The organism is Cellulomonas sp. A375-1 (assembly GCF_001040865.1).
GTDB classification, from domain to species: Bacteria; Actinomycetota; Actinomycetes; order Actinomycetales; family Cellulomonadaceae; genus Cellulomonas; species Cellulomonas gelida.
On the sequence record NZ_LFKW01000078.1, the window covers coordinates 1 to 19026 of the forward strand.

General features: G+C 72.8%; 20 protein-coding genes. 18 read left to right on the plus strand and 2 right to left on the minus strand.

Annotated elements, in window-relative coordinates:
• From CWIS_RS08590 to dnaE, 10 genes are all read left to right on the plus strand, one after another.
• Positions 1–991: cell division protein FtsQ/DivIB (locus CWIS_RS08590; protein ID WP_231583737.1), on the plus strand; the 991-nt coding region annotated here is incomplete at its 5' end.
• Between the two features lie 312 nt (positions 992–1303).
• On the plus strand, positions 1304–2539 hold the full coding sequence (gene ftsZ, locus CWIS_RS08595) for a cell division protein FtsZ (protein ID WP_048342862.1): 1236 nt from the start codon (positions 1304–1306) through the stop codon (positions 2537–2539).
• A complete protein-coding gene (gene pgeF / locus CWIS_RS08600; protein WP_229747435.1) occupies positions 2536–3297 on the plus strand; it encodes a peptidoglycan editing factor PgeF in 762 nt (253 codons plus the stop codon). Before ftsZ ends, pgeF begins: the two co-directional genes overlap by 4 nt.
• Before the next feature lie 200 nt (positions 3298–3497).
• Entirely contained in the window at positions 3498–3971 is a 474-nt protein-coding gene (locus tag CWIS_RS08605) for a cell division protein SepF (RefSeq protein WP_048342863.1), read from the plus strand.
• 3 nt (positions 3972–3974) lie between these two features.
• On the plus strand, positions 3975–4271 hold the full coding sequence (locus tag CWIS_RS08610; protein WP_048342864.1) for a YggT family protein: 297 nt from the start codon (positions 3975–3977) through the stop codon (positions 4269–4271).
• A gap of 125 nt (positions 4272–4396) precedes the next feature.
• On the plus strand, positions 4397–5071 hold the full coding sequence (locus CWIS_RS08615; protein ID WP_048342886.1) for a DivIVA domain-containing protein: 675 nt from the start codon (positions 4397–4399) through the stop codon (positions 5069–5071).
• A gap of 183 nt (positions 5072–5254) precedes the next feature.
• Positions 5255–5713, plus strand: coding sequence for a TraR/DksA C4-type zinc finger protein (locus tag CWIS_RS08620; RefSeq protein WP_048342865.1), 459 nt, complete (start codon positions 5255–5257; stop codon positions 5711–5713).
• 45 nt (positions 5714–5758) lie between these two features.
• Positions 5759–6517 carry a signal peptidase II gene (locus tag CWIS_RS08625; protein ID WP_369796532.1) on the plus strand — a complete coding sequence of 253 codons (759 nt, stop codon included), beginning with the start codon at positions 5759–5761 and terminating at the stop codon, positions 6515–6517.
• Positions 6510–7445: an RluA family pseudouridine synthase gene (locus CWIS_RS08630; RefSeq protein ID WP_048342888.1), complete on the plus strand. Its 936-nt coding sequence runs from the start codon at positions 6510–6512 to the stop codon at positions 7443–7445. Before CWIS_RS08625 ends, CWIS_RS08630 begins: the two co-directional genes overlap by 8 nt.
• A 41-nt stretch (positions 7446–7486) precedes the next feature.
• Complete coding sequence (gene dnaE / locus CWIS_RS08635) at positions 7487–11050, plus strand: DNA polymerase III subunit alpha (RefSeq protein WP_048342866.1); 3564 nt, start codon at positions 7487–7489, stop codon at positions 11048–11050.
• A gap of 25 nt (positions 11051–11075) precedes the next feature.
• Here dnaE and CWIS_RS08640 read toward each other — a convergent pair whose 3' ends face one another.
• Entirely contained in the window at positions 11076–11309 is a 234-nt protein-coding gene (locus tag CWIS_RS08640) for an RNA-binding S4 domain-containing protein (RefSeq protein ID WP_048342867.1), read from the minus strand.
• A gap of 67 nt (positions 11310–11376) precedes the next feature.
• Here CWIS_RS08640 and hisD point away from each other — a divergent pair, with 67 nt between their 5' ends.
• From hisD to CWIS_RS08680, 8 genes are all read left to right on the plus strand, one after another.
• A complete protein-coding gene (hisD, locus tag CWIS_RS08645; RefSeq protein ID WP_048342868.1) occupies positions 11377–12699 on the plus strand; it encodes a histidinol dehydrogenase in 1323 nt (440 codons plus the stop codon).
• Between the two features lie 58 nt (positions 12700–12757).
• Positions 12758–13900 (plus strand): histidinol-phosphate transaminase, encoded by a 1143-nt coding sequence (locus tag CWIS_RS08650; protein WP_082156330.1) that lies wholly within the window; start codon positions 12758–12760, stop codon positions 13898–13900.
• A complete protein-coding gene (gene hisB, locus CWIS_RS08655) occupies positions 13897–14523 on the plus strand; it encodes an imidazoleglycerol-phosphate dehydratase HisB (protein ID WP_048342869.1) in 627 nt (208 codons plus the stop codon). Before CWIS_RS08650 ends, hisB begins: the two co-directional genes overlap by 4 nt.
• Positions 14520–15083, plus strand: a complete 564-nt coding sequence (locus CWIS_RS08660) for a hypothetical protein (protein WP_369796533.1) — start codon at positions 14520–14522, stop codon at positions 15081–15083. The genes hisB and CWIS_RS08660 overlap by 4 nt, the downstream gene beginning before the upstream one ends.
• A gap of 199 nt (positions 15084–15282) precedes the next feature.
• On the plus strand, positions 15283–16425 hold the full coding sequence (locus CWIS_RS19345; RefSeq protein WP_048342870.1) for a cellulose binding domain-containing protein: 1143 nt from the start codon (positions 15283–15285) through the stop codon (positions 16423–16425).
• A 121-nt stretch (positions 16426–16546) separates the two neighbouring features.
• Complete coding sequence (hisH, locus tag CWIS_RS08670) at positions 16547–17188, plus strand: imidazole glycerol phosphate synthase subunit HisH (protein ID WP_048342871.1); 642 nt, start codon at positions 16547–16549, stop codon at positions 17186–17188.
• 28 nt (positions 17189–17216) lie between these two features.
• Positions 17217–17969: a bifunctional 1-(5-phosphoribosyl)-5-((5-phosphoribosylamino)methylideneamino)imidazole-4-carboxamide isomerase/phosphoribosylanthranilate isomerase PriA gene (gene priA, locus CWIS_RS08675; RefSeq protein WP_048342872.1), complete on the plus strand. Its 753-nt coding sequence runs from the start codon at positions 17217–17219 to the stop codon at positions 17967–17969.
• Between the two features lie 3 nt (positions 17970–17972).
• A complete protein-coding gene (locus CWIS_RS08680; RefSeq protein WP_048342873.1) occupies positions 17973–18704 on the plus strand; it encodes an SseB family protein in 732 nt (243 codons plus the stop codon).
• An 84-nt stretch (positions 18705–18788) separates the two neighbouring features.
• On the opposite strand, the gene CWIS_RS08685 is transcribed toward CWIS_RS08680, so the two are convergent.
• Positions 18789–19026 (minus strand): hypothetical protein (locus CWIS_RS08685; protein WP_048342874.1); only part of this gene is annotated, 238 nt, incomplete at its 5' end.

Genomic DNA, 19026 nt, shown 5'->3' on the forward strand with positions numbered 1-19026 from the left:
CTCGGCCGCGCGCGGAGGTGGTGCGCGCCCCGTGCCGACCCCCGAGCCGGGGCAGGACGTGCGGCAGAGCGAGACGCCCGCACAGCGCGAGGCCCGCACTCCTCGCACGGTGTCGTCCCGTCCCGTCGAGACGAGCGCGGACGAGCCCGCCACCGGCCCGACGCAGCGCGCCGTCGCGCGGGTCGACCCGGGCGCGCTGCGGCCGGTCCCGCCGCCCCCCGCGGTGTCGATCCGGGTGCCGCCGGTGGTCTCGACCACGTCGGCAGCACGCTTCGCCGAGCGGGCCAAGGTCCGCCGGACGATCGCGCGCCGGCAGGCGATCGGGATCCTCGGCGCCTGCGTCGCGCTGGCCGCGCTCGCGTGGCTGCTGCTGTGGTCGCCCGTGCTCGCGCTCGACACGAGCGAGCTCGTGGTCGACATCGAGGGCGCCGGGTCGGTGGTCGCGAGCGACAAGGTCAGCGACGTCGTCGCCGCGCACGCGGGAACGCCGCTGCCGCGCCTGGACACCGGCGCGATCCGGCAGGACGTGCTCGACGTGCCGGGTGTGCGCGAGGCGTCGGTGTCGCGCGACTGGCCGCACGGGCTGACGGTCACGATCGTCGCGCGCGAGCCCGTCGCGGCCGTGCCGGCGCAGGGCCGCTCGGGGTTCACGCTGCTCGACGAGGAGGGCGTGCAGGTCGGCCACGTGCGCAAGGCACCCGCCGAGCTGCCGGTCGTGGACGTGCCCGCGGGCGACAAGCGGACGCTTCGGGCCGTGCTCGACGTGGTCCACGAGCTGCCCGTCGAGCTGTCGCCGCAGGTCGGGTCGATCTCGGCGCGCACGCAGGACACGGTCTCGATGGAGCTGCGCGGGGGGCTGCGCGTGGACTGGGGGAGCTCGGCGGACACGACGCTGAAGATCGCGGTGCTGACGACCCTGCTCGGCTCCGACGCGGTGAAGTCGGCCACGGTCGTCGACGTCTCGGCCCCTCGCATGCCGATCATCAAGTGAGCCGTCCACACCCCGGCGCGGGGGCCACCGGGTGAGGTCGCCATGGTGTGGGGAATCCGTCGGCCGACACGCGCGCGCGGTCGTTGATCCACGACTGGACCCGACCTACCGTCACGCCCTGACAGCACACCTGACATAACTATAACCCTCAAGTAGAGGGTGAAGGTTTGAGCTCGTCCTCGCGGCGTGTCGCGGGGCGGACGTCGGACCGCAGGGGCCGGAGCGCGACCGACCGGACCCACCGCAGCACGACACACGCCGGGCCCGCGCCCGACAGGCTCGCACGATCGGCACGAACGAGAGGCACCCACCGTGGCAGCTCCGCAGAACTACCTGGCGGTCATCAAGGTCGTCGGCATCGGCGGCGGCGGCGTGAACGCCGTGAACCGCATGATCGAGGTCGGCCTCAAGGGTGTCGAGTTCATCGCGGTCAACACCGACGCGCAGGCCCTGCTCATGTCCGACGCCGACGTCAAGCTCGACGTCGGCCGTGAGCTCACGCGTGGGCTCGGCGCGGGCGCCGACCCCGAGGTCGGCAAGAAGGCCGCCGAGGACCACGCGGAGGAGATCGAGGACGTCCTGCGGGGTGCGGACATGGTCTTCGTCACCGCGGGCGAGGGCGGCGGCACGGGCACGGGTGGCGCTCCGGTCGTCGCGCGCATCGCGCGCTCGCTCGGTGCGCTGACGATCGGTGTCGTCACGCGCCCGTTCACGTTCGAGGGCCGCCGCCGTTCGGTGCAGGCGGACGCGGGCATCGACGCGCTGCGTGCCGAGGTCGACACGCTCATCGTCATCCCCAACGACCGCCTGCTGCAGATCTCGGACCGCTCGGTCTCCGTGCTGGACGCGTTCCACTCGGCCGACCAGGTGCTGCTGTCCGGTGTCCAGGGCATCACCGACCTGATCACGACGCCCGGCCTGATCAACCTCGACTTCGCTGACGTGAAGTCCGTCATGCAGGGCGCCGGCTCGGCGCTCATGGGCATCGGCTTCGCGCGGGGCGACGACCGCGCCGTGCAGGCCGCGGAGATGGCGATCAGCTCGCCGCTCCTCGAGGCCAGCATCGACGGCGCGCACGGCGTGCTGCTGTCGATCCAGGGTGGATCCGACCTCGGCCTGTTCGAGATCAACGAGGCGGCCCGGCTGGTCCAAGAGGCCGCGCACCCCGAGGCGAACATCATCTTCGGTGCGGTCATCGACGACGCGCTGGGCGACGAGGTGCGCGTGACGGTCATCGCGGCCGGGTTCGACGGCGGCTCGCCGACCGTGCGACGCGACGCGCGTGCGCTCGGCCAGGTCAGCGGGCAGGCGCCGCGCCAGGTGCCGCACGTCCCCGCGCCGCGGCCCAACGCGTCCGAGCCCGTCCCCGCGTTCACGCCCGCACCGGCCACGACTGCGGCGGTCCCGGAGGTCCCGGCGTTCCTGTCCACGCAGGCCGAGCCCACGCCCATCACGGGTGCGCTCGAGGTCCCGCGGATCTTCTCGGAGGGTGAGCCGCGTCGCGAGCGCGAGCGCGAGGAGCTCGACGTCCCCGACTTCCTCAAGTGACGTCCCGCGCCGGGGCCGAGATCCACCTCGACGAGGTCGATCTCGGCCCCGGCGTCGTCGCGGGATTCACCGACCGCCGCGGCGGGGTGAGCCGGGCTCCGTTCGAGAGCCTCGACCTCGGCGCGCACGTGGGCGACGATCCGCGCGCAGTCGCGGCGAACCGGGAACGGCTCGCCGCGCGCCTGGGCTGCCGCGTCGCGTTCGTCGACCAGGTGCACGGCGCGGACGTCGTCGAGGTCAGCGGCGCGCACGCGCTGCCCGACGACGTGCTCGCGCCTGTCGGCACGGCGGACGCGCTCGTGACGCGCGCGGACGACGTCGCGCTGGCCGTGCTCGTCGCCGACTGCGTCCCCGTGCTCCTCGCGGACCCGGTCGCGCGGGTCGTCGCCGCCGCGCACGCGGGACGGCGCGGTCTGCTCGACGGCGTGGTCCAGGCGGCGCTCGACGCGCTCGTGGCCCGTGGCGGCGACATCACCCGGGTCCGTGCCGCGATCGGGCCGTCGGTCGCCGGCTCGTCGTACGAGGTCCCCGCCGAGCTGCGCGACGAGGTCGCGGCGGTGCTCCCGCCGACCGCGGCGACGACGGCCTGGGGGACGCCCGCGCTCGACCTGCCTGCGGGCGTCGAGGCGGTCCTGCGCGCGGCCGGCGTGCCGCACGTGAGCCGGTCGGCGCGCGACACGTGGGGCGACGCGGAGCTGTTCTCCTACCGCCGGTCGGGGCGCACCGGTCGGTTCGCGGGCGTGGTCCGCCTCGTCTGACACCGGATCGCTCTGCCGCCTGTGCACATCTGCTCTTGACACGGAGGCATGTCGGCGTGTCGCGCCGGGAGGCACAGGGACGGCGTTGCTAGCGTGACCAGCGGAGAAGACGGGCCTGCGACACGCGGCCGCAGTGACGGGCTGCGGCGTCGAGGGTCCGACGAGCTGGTCCGGACGATGTCCGGGGGAGGAGCGGGGCCATGGCCGGAGCGCTGCGCAAGACGATGCTGTACCTGGGCCTGGCCGACGACCACGCCGAGAACGGTGAGTACCTCGACGAGTACGAGGGGACGGACGCGCCCATGGAGCACGAGGAGCACGAGGCCCAGGTCACGCCGTTCCGCCCGACCCGCGTCGCGGCCGTCGAGCACGCGGCCCCGGCGGCCGAGCTGCGTCGCATCACGACGATCCACCCGCGGTCCTACAACGACGCGCGCAAGATCGGCGAGGCGTTCCGCGAGGGCACCCCGGTGATCATGAACCTCACCGACATGGACGACGCGGACGCCAAGCGGCTCGTCGACTTCTCGGCCGGCCTCATCTTCGGGCTGCACGGCGCGATCGAGCGCGTGACCAACAAGGTCTTCCTGCTCTCGCCGGCGCACGTCGAGGTCTCGGGCGGCGAGGCGCCCGCGACCGGCAACGGTCGTCCGGGCTTCTACAACCAGAGCTGACGCGTGGCCCTCGTCCTGCAGCTGCTGACGTTCGTCGTCTTCGTCTTCTTCCTGTTCCTGCTCGTCCGGCTGATCCTGGACTGGGTCATGTTCTTCGCGCGCGAGTGGCGGCCCCGTGGGGCGGTGCTGGTGATCGCGGAGGCCACCTACACGGTGACGGATCCGCCGCTGCGTGCGCTGCGGCGGATCCTGCCGCCCGTGACCATCGGTCCGGTCCGCCTCGACCTGGCGTTCCTGGTGCTGTTCATCGGCTGCAGCTTCCTGCTGTCGCTGCTGCCCAGCATCGCCGCGCAGCTCTAGGTTCCCGCCAGACGCGTGACGTCTACCGTCGACGTCGGGCGTTGTCCGCTACGGTGGCCGAGGTGGGCGAGTGAGCGCCGACCGCAGCTATACCTACCCCGCACTACCCGAACGAGGTGACGACGATGGCACTGCTGACCGCAGACGACGTCCTGAACAAGAAGTTCCAGGCGACGAAGTTCCGTGAGGGATACGACCAGGACGAGGTCGACGACTTCCTCGACGAGGTGGTCAACACCCTGCGTGACCTCCAGGGCGAGAACGAGGACCTCAAGACCAAGCTCGCGGCGGCCGAGCGCCGCATCGCCGAGCTGAGCCGCGCCGGCGCCCAGCAGTCGGTGGCCGCGCCCGTCGCGCCGCCGAAGCCCGAGCCCGCTCCCGAGCCCGCCCCTGTCGTGGCGGCGCCCGCGCCCGTCCCCGCCGCCGTCTCGGCCGGCCCGGTGCGCACGAGCGAGCCCGAGTCCGCGACCGGCATGCTCCAGCTCGCGCAGAAGCTGCACGACGACTACGTCCGCAGCGGCCAGGAGGAGTCCGAGCGCCTCGTCGGCGAGGCGAAGAGCCAGGCGAACCGGATCGTCCGCGAGGCGGAGGAGACGTCGCAGCGCACGCTCGGCCAGCTCGAGCAGGAGCGGTCGCTCCTCGAGCGCAAGATCGACGAGCTGCGCGTGTTCGAGCGCGACTACCGGACGCGCCTCAAGAGCTACCTCGAGAACCTGCTCGGTGACCTCGACAACCGCGGCAACGCGCTCCCGCCGCGCTCGTCGGCGGCCCAGCCGGTCGGCGAGGGCCACAACCTGTAGTCCATCGTTCGCACTCGCCCGCACGAGCGGGCGACTCGCTGGCACGCGGACGGCAGCCGGGGTACTGCCGTCGTTCGCGCTGGTCAGCGCCACGGCACGCCGGGTCTTCACCCGGCGTGTCGTGTTGTGCGGCGCCGTATGCACGTCTACAGTCACGTGACTTCACTGACAGGGGGCCCAGCCGTGGCGAACGACTCGCTCAGCACCGTCGTCGTTCCGGACGACGCCAAGGAGCTCGCGCGTCTCGCGAAGCTCTTCCCCGTCCGCGAGGGCGAGAAGCCGTGGACCGCGCGCGAGGTGCGCGACGTCGCCGACGAGCTCGCGTCCGACGTGGACCGGCTCTCGAGCGAGCTCGCGTCCGCGGACGCCGAGCTCTCGGACCTGCTGCGCAACTCGGGCGACGGCGCGGGCGACGACCAGGCCGACTCCGGCTCGTCGGCGCTCGAGCGCGAGCAGGAGCTCACGCTCGTGAACAACACGCGCGACATGCTCAGCCAGACGCAGCACGCGCTGGCCCGGATCAGCGCCGGCACGTTCGCGACCTGCGAGTCGTGCGGCAAGGCGATCGGCAAGGCACGCCTGCAGGCGTTCCCGCGCGCGACCCTGTGCGTCGAGTGCAAGCAGCGCGAAGAGCGTCGCTGACGGACCTCGGCGTCCCGCCGCGTGCCGCGACCGTAGACTCCTGCGGTGCCTTCCACCCTCCCCGACGGGGACGAGACGACCGACGTCGCCCCGGCGACGCCGACCGAGCCCACGACCGACCGGGCGGTGCCGACGAGCGACCCGCTGGACGCTGACGTGGCGGGCGACGCGGACGTCGCCGACGACGCCGGCGCCGAGCGCGCGCCGCACGGACGTCCCGCCGACGAGCGTCGCCGTCGGCGCCTGGTCGCGCTGCTCGTGTCCATCGCCGGGGGTGTCCTCGTCCTCGACCAGCTCAGCAAGGCCTGGGCGATCGCGACGCTCGACGGCGAGCGGCGCGAGCTGATCGGGGACCTGCTCGGTCTCCAGCTCGTGTTCAACCCCGGTGCGGCGCTCTCGATCGCGACCGGGATGACCTGGGTCCTCACGCTCGTCGCCGTGGCGGTCGTCGTGGTGCTCGTGCGGGTCGCTCGCCGGCTCGGGTCCACGACCTGGGCGGTCGCGCTCGGCCTGCTGCTCGGCGGCGCGCTCGGCAACCTCGTCGACCGGCTCGTGCGTGAGCCCGGGTTCGCGCGCGGGCACGTGATCGACTTCATCGCGTACGTGGACTGGTTCGTGGGCAACGTCGCGGACATCGCGATCGTCGTGGCCGCGGGTCTCGTCGTGCTGCTCGTCGCGCGCGGCGTGGGTGTCGACGGGACGCGCGACCACGATCTCGCGGACGATGCGGACGGCGAGTCCGACGGCGAGCCCGGTGCCGGGCACGCCGACGACGCGGACGCGGACGGCAGCGCTCGTGGCTGACGTGCGCAGCCTCCCGGTGCCGGACGGCCTCGCGGGAGAGCGGGTCGACGCGGGTCTGTCCCGACTGCTGGGCGTGTCCCGCACCCGCGCGGCCGAGATCGCCGAGGCGGGCGGCGTGCTGCTCGATGGCAAGCCCGTGGGCAAGTCGGACCGGCTGCCGGCCGGTGCGTGGCTCCAGGTCGAGATCCCGTCGGTGGCGTCGCCTGCGGTCGAGGTCGTGGCTGAGCCGGTGCCGGGCATGGGGATCGTGTACGACGACGACGACGTCGTGGTGATCGACAAGCCGGTGGGCGTGGCCGCCCACCCGTCACCGGGCTGGACGGGGCCGACCGTCGTCGGCGCGCTGGCCGCGGCGGGCTACCGGATCTCGACGTCGGGCGCCGCCGAGCGGCAGGGCGTCGTGCACCGGCTGGACGTCGGCACGAGCGGTCTCATGGTCGTCGCGAAGAGCGAGCACGCGTACACCGTGCTCAAGCGCGCGTTCAAGGAGCGCACGGTCGAGAAGGTCTACCACGCGCTCGTGCAGGGCCACCCCGAGCCGACGACGGGCACGATCGACGCGCCCATCGGGCGGCACCCCAGCCAGGACTGGAAGTTCGCCGTCACGGCGAGCGGCAAGCCGTCGGTCACGCACTACGAGCTGCTCGAGGCGTTCCCGGCGGCGTCGCTCGTCGAGGTGCACCTCGAGACGGGCCGCACGCACCAGATCCGCGTGCACTTCTCGGCGCTGCGGCACCCGTGCGTGGGCGATCTCACGTACGGCGCCGACCCGGCGCTCGCGCAGCGCGCGGGGCTCGAGCGGCAGTGGCTGCACGCCGTCCGCCTGGGGTTCGAGCACCCCGGCACCGGGGAGTGGCTCGAGGTCGAGAGCGGGTACCCGCAGGACCTGCAGCACGCGCTCGACGTGATCTCCGCCGGGTACCGCTGAGCCTGAGCGGGAGTGTCGCCGGGGCGACCTAGACTCGCTGCGTGGCAGCCGGATCAGCAGTGCAGGACTCGTCGTTCGTCCACCTCCACGTGCACACCGAGTACTCGATGCTCGACGGTGCCGCTCGGCTGGCGCCGCTGTTCGCCGAGGTCGGACGCCTCGGCCAGACCGCGATCGCCACCACGGACCACGGGTACCTGTTCGGGGCGTTCGACTTCTGGTCGAAGGCCACGTCCGCCGGGATCAAGCCGATCATCGGCATCGAGGCGTACGTCACCCCCGGCACGAGCCGGTTCGACCAGACGCGCGTGCGGTTCGGTCAGCAGGGCCAGGAGAGCGACGACGTCTCGGCCCGCGGCTCCTACACGCACATGACACTGCTGGCCCGGAACAACGACGGTCTGATGAACCTGTTCCGGGCGAGCTCGCTCGCGTCGCTCGACGGTCAGATGGGCAAGTGGCCCCGCATGGACCGCGACCTGCTGCAGACGTACGGCAAGGGGCTGATCGCGACCACGGGGTGCCCGTCGGGCGAGGTGCAGACGCGTCTGCGCCTCGGGCAGTGGGACGAGGCGGTGCAGGCCGCGGGCGAGCTGCAGGACATCTTCGGCAAGGAGTACTTCTACGTCGAGCTGATGGACCACGGTCTCGACATCGAGACCCGCGTCTTCAAGGACCTGCTGCGGCTGGCCGAGACGATCGGCGCGCCGCTCGTGGCGACCAACGACCTGCACTACGTGCGGGAGGAGGACGCGTCCTCGCAGGAGGCGCTCCTGGCGATCAACTCGGGCTCGGCGCTCACCGAGCCCACCTACGAGCAGGGCGGCAACCGGTTCGCCTTCGAGGGTTCCGGCTACTACGTGAAGTCGGCGCAGGAGATGCGCCGCATCTGGGCCGAGCTGCCGGAGGCGTGCGACAACACGCTGCGCATCGCCGAGCAGTGCGAGGTGTCGTTCAACACCAAGGCCAACTACATGCCGAACTACCCCTGCCCGCCGGGGGAGGACGAGACGAGCTGGTTCGTCAAGGAGGTCGAGACCGGGCTGCACGAGCGGTACCCGGGCGGCATCCCCGACGACGTGCGCAAGCAGGCGGACTACGAGACCGGCGTCATCACGCAGATGGGCTTCCCGGGGTACTTCCTCGTGGTCGCCGACTTCATCAACTGGGCCAAGAACAACGGGATCCGCGTCGGCCCGGGCCGTGGCTCGGGCGCCGGGTCGATGGCCGCGTACGCGATGCGGATCACCGACCTCGACCCGCTGCGGCACGGACTGATCTTCGAGCGGTTCCTCAACCCGGACCGCGTCTCGATGCCCGACTTCGACGTCGACTTCGACGAGCGTCGGCGTGGCGAGGTCATCCGGTACGTGACCGAGAAGTACGGCGAGGACCGCGTCGCGCAGATCGTCACCTACGGCACCATCAAGGCCAAGCAGGCGCTCAAGGACTCCTCGCGGCTCCTGGGCTTCCCGTTCGCGATGGGGGAGAAGCTCACCAAGGCGATGCCGCCCGCGATCATGGGCAAGGACATCAGCCTCACGGGCATCTTCGATCCGGCCGACCCGCGGTACAACGAAGCCGAGGAGTTCCGCCAGGTCCACGCGGCGGACCCCGACGCGCAGCGCGTCGTCGAGCTCGCCAAGGGCATCGAGGGCCTGAAGCGGCAGTGGGGCGTGCACGCCGCCGGCGTGATCATGTCGAGCGACCCGCTCATCGACATCATCCCGATCATGCGCCGCCCGCAGGACGGCGCGGTCATCACGCAGTTCGACTACCCCACCTGTGAGGGCCTCGGCCTGATCAAGATGGACTTCCTCGGGCTGCGGAACCTGACGATCCTCGACGACGCGCTCGAGAACATCGAGATGAACGGCAAGGACCCGCTGGTCCTCGAGGAGCTCGAGCTCGACGACCCCGAGAGCTACCAGCTCCTGTCGCGCGGCGACACGCTCGGGGTGTTCCAGCTCGACGGCGGCCCGATGCGCTCGCTCCTGCGCCTGATGAAGCCGGACAACTTCGAGGACATCTCCGCGGTCCTGGCGCTGTACCGCCCCGGCCCGATGGGCGTGAACTCGCACACGAACTACGCGCTGCGCAAGAACGGGCAGCAGGAGATCACGCCGATCCATCCCGAGCTCGAGGAGCCGCTCTCGGAGATCCTGGGCTCGACGTACGGCCTGATCGTGTACCAGGAGCAGGTCATGGCCACGGCCCAGAAGGTCGCCGGCTTCACGCTCGGCCAGGCCGACGTGCTGCGGCGCGCCATGGGCAAGAAGAAGAAGTCGGAGCTCGACAAGCAGCAGGCCGACTTCTTCGGCGGGATGACCGAGCGCGGGTTCTCGAAGGCCGCGCAGCAGGCGTTGTGGAACGTCCTCGAGTCGTTCGCCGACTACGCGTTCAACAAGGCCCACACCGCGGCGTACGGCCTCGTCTCGTACTGGACGGCCTTCCTCAAGGCCCACTACCCGGGCGAGTACATGGCCGCGCTGCTCACGAGCGTGCGCGACGACAAGGACAAGTCGGCGCTGTACCTGGGCGAGTGCCGCCGCATGGGCATCACCGTGCTGCCGCCCGACGTGAACTCGTCGGCGGCGAACTTCACCGCGGTCGGGGTCGACATCCGGTTCGGCCTCACGGCGATCCGCAACGTCGGCGCGAACGTGGTCGACGCGATCGTGCGCACGCGTGAGGAGAAGGGCCCGTACGCGTCGTTCACCGACTTCCTGGACAAGGTGCCGGCGGTCGTGTGCAACAAGCGGACGATCGAGTCGCTCATCAAGGCCGGCGCGTTCGACTCGCTGGGCCACCCGCGCAAGGCGCTGCTGCTGATCCACGAGCAGGCCGTGGACGCGGTCATCGGCGTCAAGCGCAAGGAGGCCGAGGGCCAGTTCGACCTGTTCGCCGACGTGTTCGGCGGGGACGACGACCCCGGGTTCCAGATCGCGATCCCCGACCTGCCGGACTGGGACAAGAAGCAGCGCCTCGCGTTCGAGCGCGAGATGCTCGGCCTGTACGTCTCGGACCACCCGTTGTCCGGCCTCGAGCACGTGCTCACGCAGGCGGCGGACGTCTCGATCGCGACGCTCAACGCCGACGAGCTGCGCCCCGACGGCTCGACGGTCGTGGTCGCCGGCCTCATCACGAGCCTGCAGCGCAAGATGTCCAAGCAGGGCAACGCGTGGGCCGCGGTCACGCTCGAGGACATGGAGGGCTCGGTCGAGGTCATGTTCTTCGGCGAGACCTACGTCGCCTACTCGACCGTGCTCGCCGAGGACGCGGTCGTCGTGCTCAAGGGCCGCGTGCGGCGCCGCGACGAGACCATGCAGCTGCAGGCCATGGAGGTCACGCTGCCGGACGTCAACGTCGCGGCCGACGCGCCCGTGGTCGTGACGCTGCCCGTCGCGCGGTGCACCGTGCCGGTGGTGGAGCGCCTCAAGGAGGTGCTCGGGACCCACCCCGGGGTCACCGAGGTGCACCTGAGGCTCACGCAGCCGGGGCGCGCCACGGTGATGCGCCTCGACGAGGGCCTGCGCGTCACGCGCAACCCCTCGCTGTTCGGTGACCTCAAGGCGCTGCTCGGTCCCGGCTGCCTGAACGGCTGACCGCGCGCCGTCGTCGAGCGGTGCCTCAGCCGACGACGGCGCTCTCGACGCCCTGGGGGAGCGAGACCGCCACGACGTCGCCCCGCACGAGCTGGCGGCCACGACGGTCCTCGGGCTCGCCGTTGACGGTCACGGCGCCGTCGTCGAGCAGCGCGCGGGCGTCGGCGCCGGAGTCGGCGATCCCGGCGAGCTTGAGGAACTGACCCAGGCGGATCACGTCGTCGCGGATCGGGACCTCGGGCGCGGAGGGCGTGGGCATGTGCCCAGTGTCCCGCATGGCGGTAAAGGTCGGGGGCGACGCCCGGGCCGAGACCTAGACTCGGACCATGATCTCCCGCATCGACCTGCGTGGTCGCACGCTGTCCCGTCGTGAGCTCCTCGCCGAGCTGCCTCGCGCCGAGGTCGACGTGGAGCACGCGGGCGCGACGGTCGCCCCGATCCTCGAAGCGGTGCGCGAGCACGGTGCGGCGGCGCTGCGTGACCTCGCGGAGAAGTTCGACGGAGTGCGCCCCGAGCACCTGCGGGTGCCGGCCGAGGCGCTGCAGCGGGCCGTCTCGACGCTCGACCCCGCCGTGCGGGCCGCGCTCGAGGAGACGATCGCGCGCGTCCGCCGGGTGCACGCGGCGCAGCGCCCCGCCGACTTCACGGTCGAGCTCGCGCCCGGCGCGCAGGTGCGCCAGCGCTGGATCCCGGTGCGGCGCGTGGGGCTCTACGTCCCGGGCGGCCTGGCGGTGTACCCGTCGTCGGTGATCATGAACGTCGTCGCCGCCCAGGAGGCCGGAGTCGGGGCGCTCGCGGTCGCGAGCCCGCCCCAGAAGGACCGTGACGGGCTGCCCGACGCCACGGTGATGGCCACGTGCGCGCTGCTCGGGGTCGACGAGGTCTATGCGGTCGGCGGAGCCCAGGCCGTCGGGATGTTCGCCTACGGCGCGGCGGGTCAGACGGACGCGGACGGCGAGACGCTGTGCGAGCCGGTCGACGTCGTGACGGGCCCGGGCAACGTGTACGTCGCGGCGGCCAAGAGGCTCGTGCGCGGCGTCGTCGGGATCGACGCCGAGGCCGGGCCGACCGAGATCGCGATCCTCGCGGACGGCACCGCGGACCCCGTGCACGTCGCCGCCGACCTCATCAGCCAGGCCGAGCACGACCCGCTGGCCGCCTCGGTCCTGGTGACGCCGAGCGTCGAGCTCGCGGGCGCGGTCGAGGCCAAGCTCGTCGACCTGGTCGACTCGACGTTCCACCGGTCGCGCGTCGCGACGTCGCTGTCGGGGTCGCAGTCGGCGATCGTGCTGGTCGACGACCTCGACGCCGGCCTCGAGGTCGTCAACGCCTACGGCGCCGAGCACCTCGAGATCCAGACGGTCGACGCCGCCGCGCTCGCGCAGCGCGTCACGAGCGCCGGGGCGATCTTCGTCGGGGCGTTCTCCCCGGTGTCGCTCGGCGACTACATGGCGGGCTCGAACCACGTCCTGCCGACGGGCGGCTGCGCGCACTTCACGAGCGGACTGGGCGTGCACTCGTTCGTGCGCGCGGTGCAGGTGATCGAGTACGACGCCGACGCGCTCGCGACGGTCGCTGACCGGATCGTCGCGTTCGCGGACGCCGAGGGTCTGCCCGCGCACGGTGACGCCGTGCGGGCCCGGTTCTGAGCGCGTGGCCGTGGACGCGGGGGACACTCGCGCGGGCGGGCTCCCTACAATCGCCGGCGTGACCGCCGACCTCGACACCACCCCGGAGGCGACCGTGACCGGCCCGACGAGCCTGCCCGTCCGGCCGGAGCTCGCGGGCCTCGAGCCGTACGGCGCCCCCCAGCTCGACGTGCCCGTGGCGCTCAACGTCAACGAGAACCCGTATGCACCCTCGGAGCAGGTCGTCGCGGACGTCGCGGCCGCCGTGGCGGACGCCGCGCGTGGTCTGAACCGGTACCCGGACCGCGACTTCGAGGCGCTCCGCGCGGACCTGGCGGCGTACCTGCTGGCCGAGTCGGGCGTCGGACTCGGGGTGGAGCAGCTCTGGGCCGCGAACGGCTCGAACGAGGTCATGCTGCACCTGTTGCAGGCGTTCGGCGGCCCGGGTCGCACCGCGCTGTCGTTCGCGCCGACGTACTCGATGTACCCCGAGTACGCGCGTGACACGAGCACCGCGTGGGTGGCGGGCAGGCGCGAGGAGGACTTCAGCCTCGACCCCGACGTCGCGCGCGCGACGATCGCGGAGCACGCACCCTCGGTGGTGCTGCTCGCGAGCCCCAACAACCCGACGGGCACGGCTCTGCCGACCGCGACGATCCTCGCGGTGCTCGACGCGGCCGCGCAGGTCCCGGGCGGGTGCGTCGTGGTCGTCGACGAGGCGTACGGCGAGTTCCGGCGTCGCGGCACGCCGAGCGCTCTCGAGCTGCTGGCCGACCACCCGCACCTCGCGGTGAGCCGGACGATGTCCAAGGCGTTCGGCCTCGCGGGTGCGCGGGTCGGCTACCTCGCCGCGTCGCGCGAGCTCGTCGACACCCTGCGCGTCGTGCGCCTGCCGTACCACCTGTCGGCGGTCACGCAGGCGGTGGCCCGCGCCGCGCTCGCGCACTCGGCCGAGCTCATGGCGCAGGTCGGCGCGCTGCGCGACGAGCGGGACGCGCTCGTCGTCTGGCTGCGCGCGCGGGGCCTGCAGGTCGCGGGCTCCGACGCGAACTTCGTGCTGTTCGGCCTCTTCGAGGACCGGCATGCGGTGTGGCAGGGTCTGCTGGACCGCGGCGTGCTCATCCGCGAGGTGGGCCCGCCCGGATGGCTGCGGGTGTCGGTCGGCACCCCGCGCGAGACGGAGGCGTTCAAGGACGCCCTGGTGGAGGTGGCAGGACTGTGAGCCGATCGACGAACGCGGCGCCGGGGGCGCGCACGGCGCGCATCGAGCGCACGACGAGCGAGTCGAGCGTCGTGGTCGAGGTGGACCTGGACGGCACCGGGAAGACGGACATCTCGACGACCGTCCCGTTCTACGACCACATGCTCACGGCCCTCGGCAAGCACTCGCTGATCGACCTGACGGTCAAGGCCACGGGTGACACGCACATCGACGCGCACCACACGGTCGAGGACGTCGCGATCTGCCTCGGTGAGGCGCTCAAGGAGGCCCTCGGCGACAAGCGGGGGATCTCGCGGTACGGCGACGCGCTCGTCCCGCTCGACGAGGCGCTCGCGCAGGCCGTGGTCGACGTGTCCGGCCGCCCGTACCTCGTGCACACGGGGGAGCCCGCCGGGCAGGAGTACCACCTCATCGGCGGGCACTTCACGGGTTCGCTGACCCGGCACGTGCTCGAGTCGATCGCGCACCACGCCGCGTTCTCGATCCACGTGCGCGTGCTCGAGGGCCGCGACCCGCACCACATCGTCGAGGCGCAGTTCAAGGCGCTGGCCCGGGCGCTGCGGTTCGCGGTCGAGCTCGACCCGCGCGTGGAGGGCATCCCGTCGACCAAGGGCGCGCTGTGAGCACCCCCGACGGCACGACCCCGGAGCGCCACGACGACCGCGACCTCACCGTCCCGGACGACCTCAGCGCCCTGACGGAGGCGGACGGGGCGGGCGACGTCGTCGTCCCCGACGACCTGTCCGGCCTGCTCGACGGCGCGGCCGAGACCCCGAGCATCGCGCTCGTCGTCACGCAGGTCGCCGCGCCCGAGCCGCTCGCGGCGGCCTGCGCGATCGCGAACGTCGAGGTCGACGCCGTGCCGACGTCTGTCGGCGCCGTCGCCGTCCTGCGCGACCCGGCGGCCGCGGAGGCGGGAGCCGCCGCGATCTCGCAGCTCCTGCGCCAGCTCCCGGTCGTCCTGCTGACCCGGCGCGAGGGGCAGATCGCCGCGGTCCGCTGGGTCAACGGCCGGCACGACGACGACCTGCCTGCGGGCCTCGTGCTCGCGGACGCTCCCGCCGTGCTCGAGGACCTGCTCCTGGGGTCGGCGGACGTCGCGGACGTGCCGGGCGTCGTCACGAGCGTGGGCATGTCCCGCTGGCAGGCGATGCGCGCGCTCGCGCGCGGCCGCAAGCGCTGACGGAGCACCTCGAGCGTCGTCGTCCCCTGCGCCTCGACCGAGGCCGGGCAGGACGCGGGAGCTAATCGATTCCGCGCACGCGCGCCTGACGTGGCGGTGCTTGTCTCGACTGGCTCGAGGTTCGAGCCGTCCGCCGCGCCCGACGACGTCGTCGGGCGCCGGAACCCCCGGGGCGGACGTCGACACGTCAGGGAGCGTCATGAGTCGCCATCACCGTCTCTGGGCCTTGCCGTTCGCGCTGAGCCTGCTGCTCGGCCTGGTCGCCATCGCCACCGCGCAGTCCGCAGCCGCGGACACCGAGATCTGCGCCCAGTACGGCAGCACGACGATCGCCGGCGGCCGCTACGTCGTCGCGAACAACCGCTGGGGCACGTCCGAGACGCAGTGCATCTCGGTGAACGACAGGGGCTTTCGCGTGACCCGCGCCGACGGCCAGAGCTCGACGAGCGGGGCGCCGAAGTCCTACCCGTCGGTCTACGCGGGCTGCCACTACGGGAACTGCTCGAGCAGCGACGTGATCGGCCCGAACGGCGTGCAGGTCTCCGACCCGCGGTTCGCCACCATCCAGACGAGCGTCTCGATGACGTATCCGTCGAGCGGGACGTACGACGCGGCGTACGACATCTGGTTCCACAAGTCACGGCCGAGCGCCACGACGCAGCAGAACGACGGCGCGGAGCTGATGATCTGGCTCAACCGGGCCGGCCCGATCCAGCCGATCGGCTCGCGGGTCGCCACCGTCAACCTCGCGGGCAGCACCTGGGACGTCTGGTTCGGCAACACCGGCTGGAACGTCGTGTCCTACGTCCGCACGTCGGCCACGGGGTCGCTGAGCTTCGCGGTCAAGACCTTCTTCGACGACATGGTCGCGCGCGGCTACGGGTCCACGTCCTGGTACCTCACGAGCGTGCAGGCGGGCTTCGAGCCGTGGATCGGTGGTACGGGCCTCGCCGTGACCGACTTCTCGGTGACGGCCGGGTCGCAGCCGACTCAGCAGCCCACGAGCCAGTCGACCCAGCAGCCCACGCAGCAGCCGACGACGAACCCGTCGGGCACGTGCTCGGCCACGTACCGGCTCACGGGCTCGTGGGCCGGCGGCTTCCAGGCGGACGTGACGGTGAAGGCCGGTTCGCGGGCGCTCAACGGGTGGGTCGTGCGCGGCACGCTGCCGTCAGGCGTCTCGCTCTCGAACGTGTGGAACGGCCGCTCGACCACGTCGGGCACGAGCCTCGTCGTCGCGAACGAGGCGTACAACGGGTCGCTCGGTGCGGGCGCCTCGACGAGCTTCGGCTTCGTCGGCACCGGCAGCGCGCCGAGCTCGCTCGCGCTGAGCTGCGGCTGACGACGACCCCGACCGAGGGTGCGCCCGGGCACTGCGGCCGCACCCTCGGCCGGGCGTCCGGGGTGTCTCGCGCAGTGGTGACCGCGTCGGACGAGTCCTGCCGCCCGGGTAGCCTGGCGCGGTGTCCACCCCCCGTGTCGTCGTCCTCGACTACGGCTTCGGCAACGTCCGATCCGCGGTCCGGGCGCTCGAGCGCGTCGGTGCGCAGGTCGAGCTCACCGCGGACAAGACCGCCGCGGCGCAGGCCGACGGCCTCGTCGTCCCGGGCGTCGGAGCCTTCGCCGCGGTCATGGCCGGCCTGCGCGGCGTCGGCGGCGACCAGGTGGTCGACCGGCGGCTGGCCGGCGGCCGCCCCGTGCTCGGCATCTGCGTCGGCATGCAGGTCATGTTCGCCGAGGGGGTCGAGCACGGTCAGCAGACCGAGGGGCTGGGGGAGTGGCCCGGCGTCGTCGACCGGCTCGAGGCGGACGTCGTGCCGCACATGGGCTGGGCGACCGTCGAGGCGCCCCCGGAGTCCGTGCTGTTCGCCGGCCTGCACGACGAGCGCTTCTACTTCGTGCACTCGTACGCCGCCCGCTCGTTCCCGCTGCACGACTCGCCGGCCGAGCACCTGACGCCGCCGCTCGTGACCTGGGCCGAGCACGGGGACCGGTTCGTCGCCGCGGTCGAGAACGGCCCGCTGTGCGCGACCCAGTTCCACCCCGAGAAGTCCGGCGACGCCGGTGCGCAGCTGTTGCGCAACTGGCTCGACTCGCTGCGCTGAACCCCGCGATCCTGGAGGACCGAGAAGCATGACCGACCCCCGCCTCGAGCTGCTGCCTGCCGTCGACGTGGCGGACGGCCAGGCCGTCCGACTCGTGCAGGGGGAGGCCGGATCGGAGACCTCCTACGGAGACCCGTTGGCGGCCGCGCTCGACTGGCACGCCGGCGGCGCCGAGTGGATCCACCTGGTCGACCTCGACGCGGCCTTCGGTCGCGGCTCGAACGCACCGCTGCTCGCCGAGGTCACGGCCGAGCTCGCGGGCAAGGGCGTGAAGGTCGAGCTCTCGGGCGGGATCCGCGACGACGAGTCGCTCGAGCGGGCGCTCGCGACGGGCGCCACGCGCGTCAACCTCGGGACCGCCGCGCTCGAGGACCCGCAGTGGACCGCCCGGGTGATCGGCTCGCACGGCGCGCAGATCGCGGTGGGCCTGGACGTGCGCGGCACGACGCTCGCGGCACGCGGCTGGACGCAGGAGGGCGGCGACCTCTGGGAGGTCCTCGCACGGCTCGAGGACGCGGGCTGCGCGCGGTACGTGGTGACCGACGTGACCAAGGACGGCACGCTGCGCGGCCCGAACGTCCAGCTGCTGCGCGACGTGTGCGCCCGGACCGACGCGCCCGTGGTCGCGTCGGGGGGCATCTCGAGCCTCGACGACCTGCGGGTGCTGCGCACGCTCGTCGGCGACGGCGTCGAGGGTGCGATCGTCGGCAAGGCGCTGTACGCCGGGGCGTTCACGCTCCCCGAGGCGCTCGACGTCGCGGGTCGCCCCGCGCAGGCCTGAGGCGTGGCCGGGCGCGAGCTGCCGCCGTCGTCGCCGTTCGCGGCCGACGACGGCTCGGCCGACCCCGCCGTGAGCGCGGCCCTTGCCGCGTTCGGGCGCGGAGAGGGCTCGCTCGCCGGTGTCGTGGACGCGCTCGCGGGGACGAGGGTGCTCGTGCCGGTGCTCGCCGAGCTCGAGGTCGCGGGTGAGGTGGTGCACGACGGGCACACCCACACCGTGGACAAGGAGGCCTCGGCGGGGATCGTCGCGCTTCAGGCGCCCGACGGCCGCCGGGCGCTCCCGGTGTTCTCCTCGGTCGCGACGATGACGGCCTGGCGCCGCGACGCGCGTCCTGTGCCGACCGACGTCGCGCGCGCCGCACTGTCCGCGGTCCAGGAAGGCTGGGAGGTCGTCGTCGTCGACGCGGGCGGACCGGTCACCGCGCTGCTGCCCCGACCCGCGGTGTGGTCGCTCGCGAAGCAGGAGACGTGGACGCCCGCGGTGCGCGACGGCGCGGTCGAGCCCGCCGTCGCGGCCGCTGTCGCGAGCGCGCTCGCTCCTGTGAGTGCCGTGGTGCGGGTGGACGTCGAGCCCGGGCGTCGCGCCGAGCTCGCCGTGGTCGTGACGCTCGTCGACGGGCTGGACCGCGGGAGGCTCGACGGGGCCGTGGCGCACATCAACGCGGCACTCGCCGCTGACGACGTGGTCGCCGAGCGCGTCGACTCGCTCGAGCTCCGCCTGCGCCGCGCGTCCTGATCACCGCGGCCGCCGGGCGCGGGTGTGTGCCGGTGGGTGCGTGCTGGCCGGTCTGGTCGCTGATCGGCGTGGGCTGGGCGGTGGTCAGCGCTCGGCGAACGCGATCGCGGCCTTCGCCAGCGCGCCCGCGACGGCCTTGACGGCGAGCGCCGCGCCGAGCGAGGCGACCGCGGTCACCGCCACGAGCTGCCCGCCGAGGATCACGCGGTTGAGGTCGAGCGCGGGCCGCCAGTGCACGCCGTCGGCGTCGATGACGTAGACACCGACGGCCTTGACCCGCGCGCCGTACCCGCCCCCGCCGCCGTGCCCGCCTCCGTACCCG